Source organism: Pseudomonas sp. Emmai (assembly GCF_055179735.1).
Map to the genome: position 1 here is coordinate 4,605,348 of NZ_CM143685.1, position 16,911 is coordinate 4,622,258.

18 protein-coding genes are annotated in these 16,911 nt (G+C 55.9%); 10 read left to right on the forward strand and 8 right to left on the reverse strand.

Annotation, left to right across the window (positions count from 1 at the left end; translation table 11 throughout):
- Position 1 precedes the first annotated feature (1 nt).
- Positions 2-1,336: a TolC family outer membrane protein gene (locus ACY4LX_RS21155; protein WP_256672397.1), complete on the forward strand. Its 1,335-nt coding sequence runs from the start codon at positions 2-4 to the stop codon at positions 1,334-1,336.
- Positions 1,337-1,425: 89 nt separating this feature from the next.
- A complete protein-coding gene (locus ACY4LX_RS21160) occupies positions 1,426-2,493 on the forward strand; it encodes an ArsO family NAD(P)H-dependent flavin-containing monooxygenase (protein WP_463257724.1) in 1,068 nt (355 codons plus the stop codon).
- Positions 2,494-2,776: 283 nt separating this feature from the next.
- Here the strand turns inward: ACY4LX_RS21160 and ACY4LX_RS21165 are convergent, their stop codons facing one another.
- Complete coding sequence (locus ACY4LX_RS21165) at positions 2,777-3,697, reverse strand: universal stress protein (RefSeq protein WP_463257725.1); 921 nt, start codon at positions 3,695-3,697, stop codon at positions 2,777-2,779.
- A gap of 309 nt (positions 3,698-4,006) precedes the next feature.
- Here ACY4LX_RS21165 and ACY4LX_RS21170 point away from each other — a divergent pair, with 309 nt between their 5' ends.
- The 3 genes from ACY4LX_RS21170 to ACY4LX_RS21180 all read left to right on the forward strand — a co-directional run bounded on the left by ACY4LX_RS21170 (position 4,007) and on the right by ACY4LX_RS21180 (position 6,184).
- Positions 4,007-4,432, forward strand: a complete 426-nt coding sequence (locus ACY4LX_RS21170) for a potassium channel family protein (RefSeq protein ID WP_463257726.1) — start codon at positions 4,007-4,009, stop codon at positions 4,430-4,432.
- Between the two features lie 227 nt (positions 4,433-4,659).
- Positions 4,660-5,403: a fumarate/nitrate reduction transcriptional regulator Fnr gene (gene fnr / locus ACY4LX_RS21175; RefSeq protein WP_149661698.1), complete on the forward strand. Its 744-nt coding sequence runs from the start codon at positions 4,660-4,662 to the stop codon at positions 5,401-5,403.
- A gap of 217 nt (positions 5,404-5,620) precedes the next feature.
- On the forward strand, positions 5,621-6,184 hold the full coding sequence (locus ACY4LX_RS21180) for an N-acetyltransferase family protein (protein WP_463257727.1): 564 nt from the start codon (positions 5,621-5,623) through the stop codon (positions 6,182-6,184).
- Positions 6,185-6,241: 57 nt separating this feature from the next.
- Here ACY4LX_RS21180 and ACY4LX_RS21185 read toward each other — a convergent pair whose 3' ends face one another.
- Both ACY4LX_RS21185 and ACY4LX_RS21190 read right to left on the reverse strand, forming a co-directional pair.
- On the reverse strand, positions 6,242-7,165 hold the full coding sequence (locus ACY4LX_RS21185; RefSeq protein WP_463257728.1) for a universal stress protein: 924 nt from the start codon (positions 7,163-7,165) through the stop codon (positions 6,242-6,244).
- A 109-nt stretch (positions 7,166-7,274) separates the two neighbouring features.
- Positions 7,275-7,460 carry a hypothetical protein gene (locus tag ACY4LX_RS21190; protein WP_463260671.1) on the reverse strand — a complete coding sequence of 62 codons (186 nt, stop codon included), beginning with the start codon at positions 7,458-7,460 and terminating at the stop codon, positions 7,275-7,277.
- Between ACY4LX_RS21190 and ACY4LX_RS21195 the strand changes: the two genes are divergently transcribed.
- A complete protein-coding gene (locus ACY4LX_RS21195) occupies positions 7,375-7,641 on the forward strand; it encodes a PAS domain-containing protein (protein WP_463257729.1) in 267 nt (88 codons plus the stop codon). The two genes, ACY4LX_RS21190 and ACY4LX_RS21195, sit on opposite strands and share 86 nt — an antisense overlap.
- Here the strand turns inward: ACY4LX_RS21195 and ACY4LX_RS21200 are convergent.
- Positions 7,553-8,791, reverse strand: coding sequence for an MgtC/SapB family protein (locus ACY4LX_RS21200; RefSeq protein ID WP_463257730.1), 1,239 nt, complete (start codon positions 8,789-8,791; stop codon positions 7,553-7,555). The two genes, ACY4LX_RS21195 and ACY4LX_RS21200, sit on opposite strands and share 89 nt — an antisense overlap.
- 285 nt (positions 8,792-9,076) lie before the next feature.
- Here ACY4LX_RS21200 and ACY4LX_RS21205 point away from each other — a divergent pair, with 285 nt between their 5' ends.
- Positions 9,077-10,003, forward strand: a complete 927-nt coding sequence (locus ACY4LX_RS21205; protein WP_463257731.1) for a universal stress protein — start codon at positions 9,077-9,079, stop codon at positions 10,001-10,003.
- A 93-nt stretch (positions 10,004-10,096) separates the two neighbouring features.
- On the opposite strand, the gene ACY4LX_RS21210 is transcribed toward ACY4LX_RS21205, so the two are convergent.
- Positions 10,097-10,501, reverse strand: a complete 405-nt coding sequence (locus tag ACY4LX_RS21210) for an acyl-CoA thioesterase (protein ID WP_149661652.1) — start codon at positions 10,499-10,501, stop codon at positions 10,097-10,099.
- A 41-nt stretch (positions 10,502-10,542) separates the two neighbouring features.
- Between ACY4LX_RS21210 and ACY4LX_RS21215 the strand changes: the two genes are divergently transcribed.
- Entirely contained in the window at positions 10,543-11,190 is a 648-nt protein-coding gene (locus ACY4LX_RS21215) for a VOC family protein (protein ID WP_463257732.1), read from the forward strand.
- Between the two features lie 10 nt (positions 11,191-11,200).
- Here the strand turns inward: ACY4LX_RS21215 and ACY4LX_RS21220 are convergent, their stop codons facing one another.
- A complete protein-coding gene (locus tag ACY4LX_RS21220) occupies positions 11,201-12,559 on the reverse strand; it encodes an MATE family efflux transporter (RefSeq protein WP_149661650.1) in 1,359 nt (452 codons plus the stop codon).
- Positions 12,560-12,793: 234 nt separating this feature from the next.
- Between ACY4LX_RS21220 and ACY4LX_RS21225 the strand changes: the two genes are divergently transcribed.
- Positions 12,794-13,747 (forward strand): hypothetical protein, encoded by a 954-nt coding sequence (locus ACY4LX_RS21225; protein WP_463257733.1) that lies wholly within the window; start codon positions 12,794-12,796, stop codon positions 13,745-13,747.
- A gap of 66 nt (positions 13,748-13,813) precedes the next feature.
- Positions 13,814-15,133, forward strand: a complete 1,320-nt coding sequence (locus ACY4LX_RS21230; RefSeq protein WP_463257734.1) for a DUF6602 domain-containing protein — start codon at positions 13,814-13,816, stop codon at positions 15,131-15,133.
- Positions 15,134-15,368: 235 nt separating this feature from the next.
- On the opposite strand, the gene ACY4LX_RS21235 is transcribed toward ACY4LX_RS21230, so the two are convergent.
- Together ACY4LX_RS21235 and ACY4LX_RS21240 are read right to left on the reverse strand one after the other, a co-directional pair.
- Positions 15,369-16,112, reverse strand: coding sequence for a hypothetical protein (locus tag ACY4LX_RS21235; RefSeq protein ID WP_463257735.1), 744 nt, complete (start codon positions 16,110-16,112; stop codon positions 15,369-15,371).
- A gap of 20 nt (positions 16,113-16,132) precedes the next feature.
- On the reverse strand, positions 16,133-16,882 hold the full coding sequence (locus tag ACY4LX_RS21240; protein WP_463257736.1) for a hypothetical protein: 750 nt from the start codon (positions 16,880-16,882) through the stop codon (positions 16,133-16,135).
- Positions 16,883-16,911 lie beyond the last annotated feature (29 nt).

Genomic DNA, 16,911 nt, shown 5'->3' on the forward strand with positions numbered 1-16,911 from the left:
CGTGAAGCGGTTCATTGGCATTGCCGCTTTGCTGACCCTGGCTCAATCAGCCGCAGCCCTGGACCTTCGCGAGTCCTGGAATTTGATGCAGTTCCAGGGCCCGACCTACCTGTCCGCCGGTCACGAAAGAGATGCGGCCCTGGAAAACCGTGCCATCGGCCATTCCGGGCTGTTGCCCAAAATCGGCATCACCGCGTTCGACAACCACATCAACGGCACGCAAAAGCAGCCGGATTTTTACGGCAACAGCCACACCAACGACCTGAACTACAACTCCCGGGGCGCGACGTTGCAACTGCGCCAACCGCTCTTTAACAAGCAAAAAATGGCCGAATATCGCCAGGGCGAATACCAGGCCGACTACGGCGTGGCGGTGTTCGATGGCAAGGCGCAGGACGCGGCGGTGAAGCTGGCCGGGCGTTACTTCGACGTGTTGCTGGCCCACGAAACCGTGGAACTGGCGACGGCCAAACTCAAATCCTTCGATGAACAAGTGGCCTCGACCCAACGGCGCAAGGACCTGGGCGACGGCACCATCACCGACATCGACGAAGCCGTGGCCCGGCGCGACCTGGCCCAGGCTGAACTGATCGAAGCCGAAGACAGCGTGACCGTCGCCCGGCGTCTGTTGCAGGAATACCTCGGCCAGCCTCCCGAAGACATCGCCACCCTGCAAGACACCTTCCCGACCCCGCCCCTGCAACCGGACAACCTGCAGGAATGGATCATCCGCGCCGGCACCGACAGCCCCTCGATTCGTGCCCGACGCTTGAACGTCAACACTGCTGACGAAGAAGTGGCCAAGGCCAAGGCCGGACACTGGCCGACCCTTGATTTGGTGGTCGGTTACACCGCCGCCGACAGCGAAACCCTGTCCACCCAAAACCAGCGCAACCGCTACACCTCCGCCGGGCTGGAGCTGAACATTCCGCTGTACAGCGGCGGCTACGTCAGCGCTCGCGCCCGGCAAAGCGTCGCCACCCGGGACCAGGCCGAAGAGGACTTGAACGCCACCCGCGAGGAAATCATCTCCGGCACCACCCGGGAATTTCGCGGCGTGCAAAGCGGCGAAGCGCGCATCCATGCACTGGAAAAAGCGGTCAAATCCAGCGAGCGCTCACTGGACTCCTCGAAAAAAGGCTTCCTCGCCGGCAGCAGCACCAACGTCGATATCCTCAATGCCCAGGAGCAGATCTACACCGCCCGCCGTGACTTGTTCGAAGCCAAGCTGCGTTACCTGCTGGCCAAACTGCGGCTGGCGGCGGATGTGGGGGCATTGGGGGATGACGACATCGCCAGCGCCAATGCTTATCTGGGGCCGAAATTGGCGTTTTGAGCCGATGCACCGAACGCTTGAGAAACATCAATAAACAGCCAATCGGCATGGGTTACCTTGGCGTGACGCTCGCGCCCTGAGGATTCCCCATGCCTTCTACCCCCACCGAAGTGGATGTCGCCATTATCGGCGGCGGCCAGTCCGCACTCGCCGTGGCTTACTTCCTGCGCCGGACCCAGCGCTCGTTTGTGATCATCGATGCCGAAGCCGCACCGGGCGGCGCCTGGCGCCATGGCTGGAATTCGCTGCGACTGTTTTCACCCTCGACCTGGAGTTCCCTCCCCGGCTGGATGATGCCGCCGGTCACGGACGGCTACCCAAGCCGCGACAACGTAATCGATTACCTGCGCCAGTATGAACAGCGCTACCACTTCCCCATCGAGCGCCCCTATTGGGTAGACGCTATCGAGCGCCGGGACCATCGCCTGCACGTCAAAGCCCAGGGCCGTAGCTGGCTGGCCCGCACGGTGGTCAGCGCGACCGGCACCTGGCGCCATCCCTTCGTGCCGCATTACCCCGGCAACGAAACCTTTACCGGCCAGCAATTGCATTCGGCCCACTACGTGGACCCCAAGCCATTTGCCGGAAAAAAAGTCCTGGTGGTGGGCGGTGGCAACTCCGGCGCGCAGATCCTCGCTGAAGTGTCCCAAGTGGCAGACACCACATGGATCACCCCGCAAGCGCCGCAATTTCTCGCCGATGACGTCGACGGTCGAGTGCTGTTCGAACGCGCCACCGAACGCTGGAAGGCCCAGCTCGCCGGCATCGTCGTTGAGCAACCGGTCGGCGGATTGGGCGATATCGTGATGGTGCCGCCGGTCCTCGACGCCCGGGAGCGTGGCGTGCTGCACGCCGTTCGACCTTTCCAGCGCTTCTCCGAAACCGGCGTGGTGTGGGCCGATGGCACCCAAACACCGGTCGATGCGGTGATCTGGTGCACCGGTTTCCGCCCGGCCCTCGGCTATCTGGAATCACTGGGCGTTTACACCGCCGATGGACGTGTCGCCGTCGAAGGCACCCATTCCATTCAAGAGCCGCGCTTGTGGCTGGTGGGCTATGGCGATTGGACGGGGGCCGCCTCCGCGACGCTGATCGGCGTCACGCGCACGGCACGCAGTACCGTGGAGGAGATCGGGCGATTTTTATCGGCGCAATGAATCGAGGGGAGCGCTGCGGTGAGGCCTGCGGGTTGTTCCGAGCGATTTAACCTTCAATAGCTGGCGTGCTTCAGGCCGCAGCCGGGCCATGGGTGTACGCGCGCAAACTGACCCGGCAGGGTGAAACCTACGCCGGCCACCGTGCCTTGCAACTGCGCGACCTTGCTGTGGTCCGGGACATTGGCCCTGTAAGGGTGTACTTGAGCGAGCTCTATTGTGGAGGCTCGGCAAACGGGATGTTTGCCGGGCCATCTCTATGACCAGGGCGCGACGCATGCCCCTTTCAGCCGAGCCGGGGCAACGGCTTGACGATCATCAAACTGCAGGGCCCGTGGTTCAGCACACTCTCGGCGGTACTGCCGATGAACCTGTCGACCCCAGGGTGATAGGTCGTGCCCAGCACCACCATGTCGAAGGCATTTTGCCGGGAGAAAAGCTCGATCACCTTGTGGGGGATGCCGGTCAGTAGATGCCGGCGTTTTTTCTCGATGTCATGGCGTTCGGCAAGCACATCAAAGGCCTCTTCCTGGGCATCGTTGACCGCGTCTCTCAAACTGTCATCCAGGCACGGGGTCGGCAGACTCCGCTGCGCGCCGCCCACCACCGACCAGTTGTTGACGTTAAGCACGTGCAACGCGGCGCCACAGGAAAGCGCCAGCAGCGAGGCCAGGTCGAGAACCCGGTCATTGAGCCCTTGGGTCAGATCTTCCAGATGGGACAGATCAATGGCCGCCAGAATCTTCAACGGTTTGGGGTGGCTGGCTTCGGTTACCAAGAGCAAGGGGGCCGGACAGTCGCGCAGCAAGAGCCAGTCCAGCGGGCGGTGGAAAGCACGGTCGAGTGCGGGCACATGGTGGGTGTCCTTGATCACCAGATCCGCGTGGAAGTCATTCACATAGGTCAGCACCTGCGCCAGGCTTGACTTGGCCCAGACCACTTCCGTCGTCACCTGCAACCCCGCGCTCTGCTGAAACCGGGCTTGCTGCTCCAGCCAGTGACGATGCACCTGCAAGTAGCCCTCTCGTGCCTGGGCCATGGCGTCGTGGTCAAACACCCCGGCCAGCGCCAGCGCCTGCACATAATCGAAGGCCACGATGTGCAACAACGCGCCGGTGGCTATGGCCAATGCCTGTGCCCGATCAAACGCCGGGGTACGGGTCATTTCGGTGGGGGCAATCAAAAGGATTCGTTTGAGTTTGAGCATCACATACCTCGTCCAGGGAACGCTTTACCGGCCTGACTGCACACGGCAACGAACGAGCGCATGTTGGTTTCCCTCGGTTTATCGTAGCTGGAGCAAGCTGTCGTTCGAGTATCTGGCGTTGTCGGGCGCCGGCTCTGATCTCTGTCAACAAATGGGGGCTTTGGGTCAATGCACGAAGCCACGGCAGGCTCGCAGAGGTATTGTTGATATAGCTCAACGCATCTACGTCGCTCAGGCGTAGAAAAAAGCGGACGGCCTGTGTGCCTCATGGCACGGAGCGACACGTGCCCCCTATCACTGGAGTTGGCGATGCTGGCAGTCACGCTGATCAATACGCTGGTGGTCATCATCGTTGTCGTGATCCATTACGAATGCCTGTCGCGCCTGAACGATTGGCTGCCCCGGCTCAAGCTGTGGAGCCGTTTCAGGATTGTCGTCGGCGTGTTCGGTGCGCTGCTGGCCCACGCGATAGAAGTCTGGTGCTTCGCGCTGGTCTATTACCTGATGGCGCGCTCCGGCGAATGGGGCGCCCTGATTGGCAGTTTCGACGGCTCGTTCCTGGACTGCGTGTACTTTTCCTTCACCACCTACACAACCATCGGCTTCGGCGATATTTCTCCCGTGGGCAACCTCAAATTCCTGACCGGTCTGGAGGCCCTGACCGGCCTGGTGCTCATCACCTGGACCGCCTCCTTTCTGTTTCTTGAAATGCAAAAGTACTGGAAGCACAAATAACCAATTTTCGTCGGCGGCGGGCCGGTTTCAGACGCGCCTCAGCCGGTATCCCCCGGGAATCCGAACCGTCCAAGGCTTGATTTGCATCACCTCCCAGGCCATCACCCGGACCAAAGGTGCAGCGGTTTTTCCCCGTTCGTCGATTAGCCCGGCAAACGTCCGAACGAATGCCGCATTCAATGACCCGCGATCTATGCTACGAGCACCCCAAGACGGTGCCATATTCCATGCCCGAAGCCCGCCCGCTTCAAATTCAACACCTTAAGGCCGCATGCTCCAACTGCAGTGTTTTGGAGCTGTGCCTGCCGATTGGCCTGACCAGCCCGGAGGTCGAGCGCCTCGACACGCTGATCGTGCAACGTTTGAAGGTTAAAAAAGGCGCAACCCTCTACCGCGCAGGCGATGCATTACGCTCGCTGTACGCGGTGCGTATCGGCTCATTCAAGACCAGCGTGCTCTCGGTCGATGGTCGCGAGCAGGTCACGGGCTTCCAGATGCCCGGCGAAATACTCGGCCTGGACGCTATCAGCACCGACCTGCATGCCTGCAACGCGTTTGCCCTGGAAGACAGCGAAGTCTGCCCCATCCACTTCGCGCACCTGGAGAAACTCGCTCAGGAGCTGCCGTCACTGCAGCACAACCTGAACAAAATCCTGAGCCGGGAAATCGTGCGCGATCACGACATGCTGATGATGCTGGGCAATATGAACTCCGATGAGCGCCTGGCAGCCTTTTTGTTGAACCTGTCCCAGCGTTTGAATATGCGGGGGTATTCCTCGCGCAACTTCGTGCTGAAAATGCGCCGTGAGGAGATCGGCTCCTACCTGGGGCTGCGTCTGGAAACGATCTGCCGCGGCATCGCGCATCTGCGGGATCAAGGGCTGGTGGAAATCTCCGGCCGAAATGTCGACATCCAGAACATGGAAGGCCTCAAACAACTGGTTGTGGGCTGTCACCGCCCCTTGCGCTAGCGCCGCACGGCAGCCGCCGCCACGACGTGACCAGGATGGCGGACCTCCCTTCGCCATTACATCCGCCGGGTACTCCTCCACAAACACACAAATCAACACCCCCGTCACGGGTGTCTGATCCAGATCAGGTTTACACGCCGCCAACGGCGTACAAAGGAATGAGCGGCGTGGTTCGTCACCGCGCGCCGACCTTTGAAACCGGATGGAGGATCACCCCATGCTCACCGTCAAAGACCACAATGATCGGGCGGCTGCCGCCTACGCCGCAGTCACCGGCAAATACTGGATCGAAGCGCTCAAGGACGGCCGCCATGTGTTGATTCGCCCCCTGACGGAAAAAGACCGCGACCGTGAATACGCGTTTATCAAGCGCCTGTCTCCAGAGTCCCGGCACATGCGTTTTCTCGCCCACATCAACGAGCCCGGTGCCGCCATGCTCAATCAGTTGATGGACGTCGATGACAAACAGCGTGCGGCCTTCATCGCGCTGGTCCATGAGAATGGCCATCTGATCGAGATCGGCTTGGCCCGTTACGCCGCCACCGGCGAAAGCGAGTGCGAATGTGCGGTAACAGTCGCCGATGAATGGAAGCACTTGGGGCTGGCCACGGCGTTGATGGAGCATTTGATCAAGGGCGCTCGCAAGAACGGTTTTCGCCAGATGTATTCGGTGGACGCCTCCAGCAATGCCCCGATGCGTGACCTGGCCAAGGCCCTGGGTTTCGAAACACACAACGATCCCGACGACAGCTGTCAGGTCATCCATCGTCTTTGCCTGTAAACAATCGCCCCGCGACGGACCGGCCAACGGTTCATCGCGGGGCGATTCTGCGTCAACTCAGGATGACAGCGTGCGCCCTGGCTTGATCGCCAGCACGCTGCACGGCGCCCGATGCAAGAGTTGTTCGGCCGTGGTCCCCAGGAGTTTTTTCAACCCGCTGTGTTGTACGGTCCCCATGACAATCACGTCCGTCCCATGCTCCATGGCAAAGTCACAGATCCCCGACAGCGGTGCGCCCTCAATGAAATGGCGACGATCCGGCGGTACGCCATGACGTTCGGCCAGAGCGGCAAACGCCTCATGTTGCCCCGCGCCCAGTGCCTCATAAATCCCGTTGGCCAGCGGCAATGCGCCTACGCCCATGTCTTGGGCATACAACGCCGTCCAGTCATACACATGCACCAGTTCGAGCGTGGCCACGCATTCTTCGGCCAGCTTCACCGCCGCCTCGATAATCCGGTCATTGAAGACCAGGTCCTGCTCCTCGCTGCGCAGCACATCGACAATCGCCAACACGCTGCGCGGCCGTGGGTGAACAGCATTCGTGACCAAATGCACCGGCACCGGGCAGTCGCGCAGCAACTGCCAGTCCAGGGGTGTGAAAAATACCCGTTTCAACGCTGATTCTTCCTGGGCATCCTTGATGATCAGCGTCAGCGACATCTCGTTGACGAAATGCAGGATTTCTTCAAAAGGATGCTGTACCCACACCACCTCGCTGGTGACCTCGACACCGTGCCGGCTCATCAATCCGGCTTGCGCCGCGAGCCATTGCCGATGGGTTTGCAGATACCCTTCCCGGGCCAGGTTGATCTGCTCGGGAGCAAACAGGCCGGCCACCGCCAGGGCCTGCAGATAATCAAACGCCACGATGTGCAAGGGCAATTGCATGGCGAGCGCCAGTGCCGCGGCCCGGTCGAACGCCGGTGTGCGGGTCATGGCTGGGGGAGCGATTAACAGTAAACGCTGAGTCTGCGACATGGGGCACCTCGGCACGCGGCCATCTCAATGCAACGAATTGATCTACAGATTGAGCATTCCGGCCCGGGGCGACTTGATCTTAATCAGCTGTAACGTTCCTTTTTGCTGTTCACGTCGCACGTTTAAAGTCGATTTTGATCAACCCTCCCCGCTCTTTCCCCTGGTCTGAAACAACGTATCCCACGCCAACGGCAGCATCGGAGGGGACAATGATCGAAAACAACCAGCCATTACGGGTAAGAGCATTGGATGCTGCGACAAATCCGGTATTGATCACCGAACCGACTGGTTGCATCGTCTGGATCAATAACGCGTTCTGCCTCTTGAGCGGCTATTCCAAGCCAGATCTGGTCGGCAAAACCCCGGCTCGGCACGTCATGACGGGCCTCAGTGCAGCAAGGTGCCGGCCCACATCGCCAGCGTCAGCCCCAGCTGTCCGGGAATCACATAAGCGGCAAACCGCCGCCCGCCACTGATCCAGGCCACCAGGCATTTGCTCACGGCGTTGCTGCTGACCGCGATCAGCGCAGGGGTGGCCATGGCGTCGAACGGCAACTGACCGGATTTGACCAGGGCGGCAATCGACGCCGTCGAGGAGTGAGCGTCGGCGAAACCGGTGAAGGTGGCCGTCAGCATCACCCCCACCTCACCAAAGAGGTTGAGCATGACCGACGACAGCAAGGTGATGCCGGTCATGGTCAACGTGACGACCAGGGCCAGCTTGAGGTTGAACGCACCTCCAACCTTGATCGGCTGGCTGACACCGGTCGCTCGCTGGGAAAACATCAGGCACAGGCCATACAGCGCCGTGGCCGCGACACCGCACAACAACGGCCCCCACATGTGGCGCAACAGCCCGATGTCAACCGCTCCCAGAATCAGGCCGACCTGAATGACAGTGGCCAAATTGGACAATATCGCCGCCGCGGCCAGGACTCTGAGGTTGCCCGGTTCCTTGGTGACCAGATGTCCCATGGTGGCGATGGTTACGGTACTGGAAGCAAACCCGGAGGCGATGGCGCTGATCGCATAGCCGTAATGAGTGCCCAAGGCACGCACGGCGACATGCCCCACGGCCCCCACCGCCATCAACAACACGGTCAGGGTGCAAATGGTGCGCAGATTGATCGCGGCATAGGGACCGATGAAACGGTCCGGGGCCAGCGGCAACACCACCAGTGCGACGATCAACAACACCAAGCCATCGCGCATTTCAGCTTCGGTCAATTGGCTACGGGCGAAGTGGTGCAGTTTTTGACGGTACGTCAGCAACCCCGCCACCACCACGCCAATGGCAATGGCCAGTTCCGGCGCAGAGCCACACAACGCGCCCAATACCAACACCGTGAGTAACGCCACTTCACTGGTCACGCCGGGGTCATCGCTCAGGCTTCGCCAGTACGCCACCGTGACCAGCAACGCCACACAGATCGCCATGATCCCCAACAGCAAGCCACCACCGACCTGCATCGCCACATAGCCCAACAATGCCGTGATCGCGAACGTGCGCAAACCGGCACAGGCACGGCTGTCGCCTCGTCCCTTGTGCCGCTCGCGTTCAAGACCGATGAGCATGCCGATCCCCAGTGCAGCCGCTGCACCTGCTATGCCGAGTGTGTCATTCATTGGATGGATGTCCGGGTGGGCCGTGCCCGCCCTGGTTTCGACGTCGAGGGGCAATGGGCACAAGCCTGCACCGACCTGTTCAAGGATAGATTGATCATGATCAACCCATTGAGAATCGACGGCATCGCGGCAACCACACATCGGACGGCCCGTGCCGTAAGGCATCGGTTTGATACAGATCAAGTCTGAAACGCCGTCCGGCAGCATCTTGGTCAGATGTCACCGCCAACAGCCTCTCGCGGCCCTGTCGGCCAGCGTCGGTGTGATAACCCAAGGGAGATTTCCATGTCTGAGCAATCACGTTTCATGCTGGTCGCCTCACCGCTGATGCAAAACAGCCCTGCTTTCGACCGGGCCGCCGCACTGGCCAAGGCCGAAAATGCGGCGTTGCACATTGTGGCCTTCGATTACCTTGAGGGCTTGGCGACCGCCGGCCTGGTCAACGAACAGGCGCTGGAACAGATGCGCTTGGGCTATGTCGAGCGCCATCGCCAGTGGCTGGAGGACCAGGCCCGGCCCTTGCGCAACATCGGCGTCACTGTCACCACGGAAGTGGTCTGGGTCGAAAGGCCCTTGCAGGAAATCCTGATTCACCTCAAAGAACAGCCAATCGCCTTGCTGATCAAGGCGCTGGAACACGAATCGCTGCTCTCGCGGCTGATGTTTACCCCGCTGGACATACACCTGCTGCGCGAATGCCCGGTGCCGCTGCACTTTGTGAGTCATGTGCAGCATGCCTTGCCGCGAAGAATCGTCGCGGCGGTCGACCCCTTCCATCGCGATGGCCAATACAAAGACTTCAACGACCGGATCCTGCGCGAGGCGGTGAAATTGGCGACCGCGTGTAACGCCCAGGTCGACGTTATCTACGCCCATGACCTGTCCTCCATCAGCGCCGAGGAATTCGGCTTCGACAACGCCTCTGCGTACTTTTCCTCCAGCAATGCCAAGACCTTGTTCGACGCGCAGAGCCAGACGTTCAACGAACTGGCCGAGCGCAACGGCATCCCGCCGGAGCAACGCCACATGATCATGGGCAACCCGGCCAAGGTCCTGGCCAGTTATGCCGATGCCTACAACATCGATGTGATCGTCATGGGCCGGGTCGGCCATCACGGCATAGAACGCCTGGTGGGCAGCACCGTGGAACACCTGCTGTACAAAATGCCCTGCAGCGTTTGGGTGGTGTCACCGGAGGTACTGGTGGATTGAGCAACGGACGCTAAACGGAAAAAAGGGGCCGACGTGTGAGCGTCGGCCCCTTTGTATTTCGCATTAAGCCAGCCTGACCGAGACAAGCCACGCTTAAGAAAGCAGCGCCCTGAGTCGTTCTGGAACGGCGACGACTTCTTTGGTCTCAGGCGAAATACACACGTGGGTGACCGTCGCGGTAAACGCTAACGTCTCGTCCCGGACAAAACCTTCGACCCGAAAAGTGAAGGAATGAACCCCCACCTTGGCCACACTGACTTTGATGCTCAGCTCATCATCCCAGGTCAACAGCTTGAGCATCTCCACCGACATAGCCCGCACCGGCGGCAGCACATCAAAACCCATCAGCGTTCGAAGGCCGGGGGCGCCCAGCCAACTGTCCAGCGCGGTGTAAATGGCCTCAATGGCGAAGTAGGAAAATCGCGGCGTAAACACCACGCCAGCGGGGTCGCAGTCGCCGAATGAAACGGTTCTACTGACAAACACTGCATCAGGCATTAAATAGTTCTCCCTGTTGTTTAAATGGAAGGCGCATCCCCATGAAAAGCACCCTCGACCACCTCGCCATCGTCGCCCCCGACCTCGACAGCGGCTGCGCCTTCGTCAGCCGCGTGCTTGGCGTCGACCTGCAACCGGGCGGCGCGCATCCGCGCATGGGCACCCATAACCGGTTACTGCGCCTGGGCCCGGACGTTTATCTGGAAGTGATCGCCATAGACCCATCGGCCCAACGCCCCGACCGGCCGCGCTGGTTCGGCATGGACGACTTGGCGGGTGATACGCCGCCGCGTCTGGCCACGTGGGTCGCCCGCACCGACGACATCCACGCCATGAGCGAAACCTGTCGCGCCATCCTCGGCAATCCCGAGCCCATGACCCGAGGCACCCTGGCCTGGCAAATCACCCTCCCCGCCGACGGCAGCCTGCCGCTGAACGGGTCAGCGCCAACGTTGATTCAATGGGCGCAAACGCCACATCCCGCGAGCGCCATGCTGGACCGAGGCTGTGAGCTGGTGGCGCTGGACGTGTTCGATCCCGATCCCGCAAAGGTCCAGGCACTGCTCAGCGCGATCAACTTTACCGGGCCAGTTCATCTGCATGCCCTGGAAGCGACCGCAAAGCCTTACCTGATCGCACATATCCAAACCCCAAGCGGCCTGAAAACCTTGCCGATTGTTCATGCTTAAGATCCCGCGCCTACACCAACCGCTCAATCTTCTGATGCCGCCAAACAAACTTGTAATACACCGTCTGCAACGCCAGCATCCCCAAATACGCCACCGGAAACGCCATCCACACACCCTGCAATCCGTACTTCGCGTCCAGCAGATACGCCACCGGCAACTGCACCCCGACCACACAAACAATCGAAATCACCATCGGCACCAACACCGTGCCGCTGGCGCGCATGATCCCGCCGATAATCGCCTGGAAGCCAAACACCAACAGACTCCACAGCATGATGTGCAACAGATGCTCCGCCATCGCCCGGGTCGAATCCTCCGTCAGGAACAAACCCAACAACCAGTGCGACAACAGATACCCGAGCAACACCAAACCACCGGTCAAACACACGTTAATCAATATCCCCGTGCGCAGAATCGGCGTGATCCGCTCCAGCCGCCCCGCCCCAATCGCCTGCGCCCCAAGAATCGACGCCGTGATCGCAATCGACAACGCCGGAAACTGCACGTAATTCACAATCTGCGTCACCGCCCCATACGCCGCCGTCGCCTGGGAACCGTGCTGATTCACCAACGCCAGAATCACCAACTCCGACGCCGACAACACCACCATCTGCAACCCGGTCGGCAACCCGATGCGCAACACCTTGCCCAGAATGTCCAGGTCCAACCGCATCGCCGCAAACATCTCCCGATCCGGCGCCAACGGATGCCCCTTACGAATCAACCGCCACGCCAACCACCCCATCGCCGACAAATTCCCCGCCAACCCCGCAAACGCCGCACTCTGAATCCCCATCGGCGCAAAACCCAACCAGCCTTTAATCAAGGCAGGCGTCAGCGCCAGACCAATACACGTCGAAACAATCAACGCCACCAACGGCGAAACGGTATCACTCACCCCACGCAGCAACTGCGTAAACAGCACGTAAACCAACAGCGACGGCATGATCCACATCATCACGTGGGCGTAGGCCACCGCATCGTCCAACACATCCGCCGGCGTGCCCAAACCCTGCAAGGCTGGCCGCGCAAACACACTCCCCAACACCGCCGCCACCAACCCAATCATCGCGCCCAACAGCAAAGTCGTGGCGGCGATGGTTTTCACCAGATGGGTTTCGCGAGCGCCCCAGGCTTGACCGATGAGTACGCCAGCACCGGCGCCGAGGCCGATGACCAGGGCGATGAAGAAGAAGACGATGGGGAACATGCCCGAGACGGCTGCGAGGGCTTGGGTGCCGAGCATTTGGCCGATGTAGATGCTGTTGATCGTGCCCGACATAGATTGGAGGAAATTGGAGAGGACCATGGGGGCTAGGAAAAGGAGGTAGGTTTTCCAGAGGGGGATGGAGGTGGTGGGGGTTTGCATTGAGGGTCCGTCTCGCTTCAGGAATGTGGCTCCGGGACATTCTACTGGATAGAAGAAGCACATTCGCACCGAAAAATAAATGGAATCTACTGCCGATTTTTGACTACGCTCAATCAGTACCGATTATCTCAGACTGAATGAACAGCAATGCAAAATAAAAGTTATTTGTCACTGCAAATGCCTTTCACGTGATAACCAAACCAATAAAACAATGAAAATTCTGGAATACACATTATGTCTCAAGAGTTAAAACTAGAAATCCGAGAAAAACTTAGAGCAACTGAAAGTGACGCAAAACTGTTTTTCTCTAAAGCAACTCTAGAGTTAACCGAGAAAACCAACTCACCTTTTACTTCAAACTACGAATCTGTCAATTATTTCTGGGACTTGCTCTCCCCTGAGTTACAGACCTTCTCAAACCGCATCATTGACCAACTTCTTCCTACTTGCGCGGCACTAGCGAATATAGCACGCTCTTCCACTTTAACGGGTTCAGAAGACCTACAAGACATAAAAATTTCGGCTAAAGCAATGCGCGCAACGCTAAAGCTCCGCAGATATAACTATCGTGAGCCTGATGCCATACACGATGAAGGCACGGTACTAGGATTTCGCCCAGCCGATCAGTTTGAAAATCAAGGAATCTCACCAAAATCAGCAGAAAGTGAATTTTTTTTAAAGTTCTCATCACTCATAGCAATTCTGAAGCTCACTGAAGCGTCAGGACCTCCAGACTTGGGCACTACTTTAGTTACGGCAACAGAGCCAGCAAAATACCGAGCCGGAACGGCATTTATAATGATGTGGATGGACCCAAACCATCCTGAACTAACTGACATTGCCGATGCAGTCAGATCAACATTCAACTCTTTTAAAATAAAAGCTGTACGAGCGGACGACATAGAACACGACGGACTCATCACTGATAGAGTCTTAAATGAAATACGAAGCTCCGAGTTCCTTTTTGCCGATTTAACAGGAGCACGGCCAAATGTCTATTATGAAATTGGTTACGCTCACGCACTTGGCAAGCGAGTCATCCTTTTTCGAAAGTCCGGAACGGGATTGCACTTCGATTTGGCGGGATACAACTGCCCTGAATACGAAAATATTCGCGACCTAAGAGAGAAGCTCACAAAAAGACTGACAAGCATAACAAATCTAAACCCGTCAGCCGACAACAACTAAAATAAACATACACTGGCAAATCATAATGCTTTTTCCGCAGCAACATCATACAAATAGAGTGTGCAAATGATTAGCAAGGCTTCGGATTTATTAGAAATGTTCATAAGAGAAGAGACTTCAAAGATAGCAGACATTAAAATGCCTCATATGCCAACGCTGGGTAGCGCGTATGAAGAAATAACGAAAAGCGGCATAGATCAAAGTTTCTCCATACCAAAAAACCTCGACCTTAGTGTTGTATCTGGATTCATCTGTATCGGAAATGAAAAATTACCAGAACAAATTGATTGCATGCTAGTACATGGCGAGGGACAAAGGTTCGGACTTACCAAAGAATATTTTTACGACATCGAGCAGATACTATGTATTTTCGAGGTGAAAAAAACATTGCGCAAAAGCGATTACGCAGATGCATTAAACCACTTAGAAAACATAAAGAAAAAGTACGCAGAACACTTTAACAATATAGTCGACAACGACGGATATGAGCCTAACATCACCTCTTCGAGGCAGCTTTATTCACAAATAACCGGAAAGGTAGCACCCGAAAATTATTCGGACATATACAAACTATCAAAAACAGATCAAGTTTTATTTTACTGCTTGGTACAAGAAGCCCTGACCCCGGTAACTATAATCCACGGCTATAACGGTTATAAAAGTGAAGCGGGCTTAAGAACGGCATTCGTAGATATACTAGAAGAAAGAAAAATAAACGGGACCGGATTAGGAATTACAGGTATACCATCACTAGTTACATCCAATCAGTTCTGCTTAATAAAGGGTAATGGCGCTCCATTTTTAGCAATAAGAAATAAGGACGAATGGATTTCGGTACTCTCAACCCGACATAACACAGCTAAAATGATATTAGAAATTATATGGTCTAAAATATCCAGCTATTTTAACATTGACATGCCATGGGATGACGGACTACACATGGACAGCATCCAGCCGTTAATAGTCTCTAAAGTTGTAGAAATTGGAGACCAAGTCGGCTGGGCTTACGAAACACTAGAATTCAAAGAAAGAAGTTTAATTCGAGAAGATAATGATAAATGGATACCTGCACAAGTAGGCGCTGCGGAGATTTCGGCTATCAATATTTTGGCTATGCAAGGGGGATACCTTTATCTCGACACTGACATGAATGATTATTTAATGAAAGAATACAACTTAACAAACGAAGAGGTTATGGATCGATTGATAATGACAAGAGCTTTTATGAAAGAAGGCAACTCCATCAGACCAATTCACTCAATCACACACATAATTACAAATGATGACGGTACTGGCTTTGTTTCCGCCGAGAAAGAACGTTTTGATATCTGGTGCGAAGAGAACAGCATCAATAAAAACTACCTAAATATTTTATTCATCGAATAGCCACTAGTTCAACGAGGTATTATTTCGAGCCAAAAACCTCTTTGAGAATAGTCATTAATCCCACACCTCTGGCGGGATCCAGCACCTTGCCCATCACTTAATTGAAGCTTATAGTCCGCCCCGTCGCCCAAATGGCGACCAGGTTTGGCGACCTGTTTGATCGGGTGCAAAAATAGAAAAGGGGACGGATTTATTTTTGAATAAACAGAAAATATATCTGTCCCCTTTTATTGATTTAGTTTAGGACGTCTACCTTTTCAATGACACAAGGTACGCCAGAAGGGAGATAAGCCTTGATAAGTTTTATCACTTGTTCTTTTGTCTGCCGATTGAAAAAAACATACTGCCTTCCTATAGTCATGTAAATAGAGTCTTCTTTGGGGATGCTGTACTTTAGCTCGACCATTTCTCTATTGGTAGCTATCGTTGATCTCGTTAGTTCTGTCCAATGTAAAAAATAGTGGTGGTATTCGGTTTGCAAATTCTGGTAGTTTTTGGAGTTGGCCATGGATAGATACATTATGCCCATTCCCCCAGGGCCTATCAGTGCACCAATTAAGAACGCTGGATCAATGGTCGCCAAGAAGATGAAAATGAGTGCCGTAATGCCGGAAAACCATTTTAAAAATTTTAGCGCCCACTTAGGGAAATCTTTCCATTCGCAATACTCTAATCCAGACTGACTGAAGCGATAAGCGTAGTTTATTCGCTGGTGAGTCATGCATGAAACTGTAAACAATATGAAAACGAAGAACAACACGCAGGATAGAATCCTCCATGGTTGATCCATGCCCTCGTATACAGAGTACATTATGAATGCCCCCCCTAGCGTTAGCATGGCCATAAATGCAAACATGCAATTCGCCACAAATGTATTGTAATTTCGCGCTCGGATCGTCCATTCCAGAAGTTTTGGTTCATTTGCATACTTCCATTGGAGTTGTTGCGGCAGATCAGGTGCTTTGTCAAAATTGAACATTGTAGGGCTCATTGACTAATTCAGTTAGGGACCGCCAGCTTCAATAGCTGGGTGCTGTTCTGTCTCAACACAATACTGTCCTTTTCCTTTAGTTCACCATTAAAGGCATTGTTGGCTCTGTCAGCTTCACTAGGAGCCCATTCGAGTGCCAATCGAAACATATAACCGCGGTTGTCATTGCGCTGAAGCACTCCGGGCGGATACTTTACTTCCAATTCTAGGATCGGACTGTCTGTTGACGTGTCAATCCACACTTGCCAAAGACGGTGCTGCTCTGTGCTCTTGTAAGTGAAGTCAGCTGGGTTGGTTTTACTTCCAGCACCATCGGGCAACTGTCCCAGTTGCTTTGGGTCGACCCAGCTACCGTTGAGGAACTGCTCGTAAAAGCTGCTTCTTGTTGTTTGGAGTTCGTCGTCGGCAAAAAAGTACTTCCTCTCGATCATCGCCGGTTGCAGCATCACTTCTTTGCCCGCTAATCCATTAGGCACTTGAATTTGTACCCAGAAGCCCAGCCATTTTCTCGGCGTACTTCCGCCTCCGTAATACAGGGCCCTTCCTACGACGCTAGGTCGTTGCAGGGTCTCCAACAGAGCTTGCATCTGCTTTTGATGGCCCTCATCACCTAGCCATTCAGGTTCTGCTCCGCGACCCCAGCAGCAACGATAGAGCCACAAACGCAGCCCCTCACGCTTGTAACGATTGGCGGCCATTGTGATCATCAAATAGGCGATTCCGAGGACCGCCAAAATGATCGTAACCGGAGTGGACATCACCCACGCAAAACTTAACAAAGGACCTA

Excerpts from the sequence above, each read along its gene's own strand:
- ACY4LX_RS21160 (WP_463257724.1), top strand. The coding sequence starts at position 1,426 with ATGCCTTCTACCCCCACCGAAGTGGATGTCGCCATTATCGGCGGCGGC.
- ACY4LX_RS21165 (WP_463257725.1), bottom strand. The coding sequence starts at position 3,697 with ATGCTCAAACTCAAACGAATCCTTTTGATTGCCCCCACCGAAATGACC.
- ACY4LX_RS21170 (WP_463257726.1), top strand. The coding sequence starts at position 4,007 with ATGCTGGCAGTCACGCTGATCAATACGCTGGTGGTCATCATCGTTGTC.
- fnr (WP_149661698.1), top strand. The coding sequence starts at position 4,660 with ATGCCCGAAGCCCGCCCGCTTCAAATTCAACACCTTAAGGCCGCATGC.
- ACY4LX_RS21180 (WP_463257727.1), top strand. The coding sequence starts at position 5,621 with ATGCTCACCGTCAAAGACCACAATGATCGGGCGGCTGCCGCCTACGCC.
- ACY4LX_RS21185 (WP_463257728.1), bottom strand. The coding sequence starts at position 7,165 with ATGTCGCAGACTCAGCGTTTACTGTTAATCGCTCCCCCAGCCATGACC.
- ACY4LX_RS21195 (WP_463257729.1), top strand. The coding sequence starts at position 7,375 with ATGATCGAAAACAACCAGCCATTACGGGTAAGAGCATTGGATGCTGCG.
- ACY4LX_RS21190 (WP_463260671.1), bottom strand. The coding sequence starts at position 7,460 with ATGCAACCAGTCGGTTCGGTGATCAATACCGGATTTGTCGCAGCATCC.
- ACY4LX_RS21200 (WP_463257730.1), bottom strand. The coding sequence starts at position 8,791 with ATGAATGACACACTCGGCATAGCAGGTGCAGCGGCTGCACTGGGGATC.
- ACY4LX_RS21205 (WP_463257731.1), top strand. The coding sequence starts at position 9,077 with ATGTCTGAGCAATCACGTTTCATGCTGGTCGCCTCACCGCTGATGCAA.
- ACY4LX_RS21210 (WP_149661652.1), bottom strand. The coding sequence starts at position 10,501 with ATGCCTGATGCAGTGTTTGTCAGTAGAACCGTTTCATTCGGCGACTGC.
- ACY4LX_RS21215 (WP_463257732.1), top strand. The coding sequence starts at position 10,543 with ATGAAAAGCACCCTCGACCACCTCGCCATCGTCGCCCCCGACCTCGAC.
- ACY4LX_RS21220 (WP_149661650.1), bottom strand. The coding sequence starts at position 12,559 with ATGCAAACCCCCACCACCTCCATCCCCCTCTGGAAAACCTACCTCCTT.
- ACY4LX_RS21225 (WP_463257733.1), top strand. The coding sequence starts at position 12,794 with ATGTCTCAAGAGTTAAAACTAGAAATCCGAGAAAAACTTAGAGCAACT.
- ACY4LX_RS21230 (WP_463257734.1), top strand. The coding sequence starts at position 13,814 with ATGATTAGCAAGGCTTCGGATTTATTAGAAATGTTCATAAGAGAAGAG.
- ACY4LX_RS21235 (WP_463257735.1), bottom strand. The coding sequence starts at position 16,112 with ATGTTCAATTTTGACAAAGCACCTGATCTGCCGCAACAACTCCAATGG.
- ACY4LX_RS21240 (WP_463257736.1), bottom strand. The coding sequence starts at position 16,882 with ATGTCCACTCCGGTTACGATCATTTTGGCGGTCCTCGGAATCGCCTAT.